The following is a 1,353-nucleotide window of genomic DNA, read 5'->3' as shown; positions in this document are numbered from 1 at the left end:
CATCTGGATGATGGTCTGCATGATAGTGCTCTGGGTGGAGATGGTCTTGGCGTTCGCCTGGTAGTTGCTCTGGGCCTTGATCAGGTTCACCAGCTCGTTGGTCAGGTTGACGTTGGACTCTTCCAGGGCGTTGGATTGGATCGAGCCCAAGGTGCCCGTCCTCGGTGCGTCATAACCCGGGATACCCGAGGCGTAGGTTTCTTTCCACTGGGTGCCACCGATCGGCTGCAAGCCTTGCTCGTTGGTGAAACTGGCCAGGGAGATCTGGCCGATCGGCTTGGTCTGCTCGTTGCTGAAGTTGGCCAGCATCACGCCGCTGCCGTCGATGGTCAGGTTGGTGATCTGGCCAGTGGAGTAGCCGTTCTGCATAGGCACCGAGCGAGCGGTATCACCCAATACCGAACCGGTCTTGGTCATGTCGATCTTCACCCCGCCTGCCGCTGCCACCGAACCGTTGGGGGTGAAGTTGCCATTGACCACGTTGCCCGGCGTCCAGCTGCCCATGACGATACTGTTGCCACTTACCGTGAACGGGCTGGTGGCCGGCGCGGCTGGCGGCGTCAGGGACTGGAGCTTGCCGGAGGAGTCGAACTTGATGGTGATCGGCGCCTGGTTGGCCATGGTGAAAGGCATGCCATCGGGGTTGCGGCCATCGATCAGGGTATAGGTCTGCCACTCGTTGGGATTGGACGTCTTGATCATGTACTGATCCAGGACGTGCTTGTTGCCCTGGGAGTCATACACCGGGGTGCTGAACTGCTTGGTATAGGTTTCGCTTTTGGTCGGATCGAACACATACGCCGGGGCCGGAGCCGTCGGGTTGACGTTGATCGGATCGGCGCTGGAGTTCAGGTTGATGGTCGAGGAAATCGAATCGGTCGGCTTGGGTGGAAGGTTCGACACATCGATCCGCAGGTCGGTCAACACGCCATTGACGATCTTGCCGTTGGCATCCACGGCATAACCTTGCAGGCGGGCAGTGCCGTCGCTGGTGGTGATGTAGCCTTGCTTGTCGGTCTTGAAGGCACCGGCGCGGGTATAGCTCAGCGAGCCATTGTTGTTCAGCACGAAGAAACCCTGGCCCTGGATGCCCATGTCCAGCACGTTGCCGGTGTTGTTGATATCGCCATTGGTGAACTGCTGGGACACATTGGCCAGGCGCACGCCGTTACCCACCACCTGGGTGCCGCTGCCCAGCTTGGTGGCCGAGTACACGTCGGCGAACTCGGCACGGGAAGACTTGAAGCCGGTGGTGGCGACGTTGGCGATGTTGTTGCCGGTCACGTCCAATTGCTTGTTGGCAGCGTAGAGACCGCTAAGGCCGATGTTGAAAGACATATTCCGCTCCTTGTG

The 1,353-nt window shown here is 59.6% G+C and carries 1 protein-coding gene; it reads right to left on the bottom strand.

From position 1 onward, the window contains the following. Positions 1–1,338 (bottom strand): flagellar hook protein FlgE (gene flgE / locus ACK6AU_RS31960; protein WP_409303760.1); only part of this gene is annotated, 1,338 nt, incomplete at its 3' end. Between the last annotated feature and the right edge of the window lie 15 nt (positions 1,339–1,353).

The organism is Pseudomonas sp. KCJK8993, from assembly GCF_046230915.1.
Lineage (GTDB): Bacteria > Pseudomonadota > Gammaproteobacteria > Pseudomonadales > Pseudomonadaceae > Aquipseudomonas > Aquipseudomonas piscis.
The sequence above is the reverse complement of the archived record's forward strand: the minus strand, read 5'-3'. Positions and strand labels throughout refer to the sequence as shown.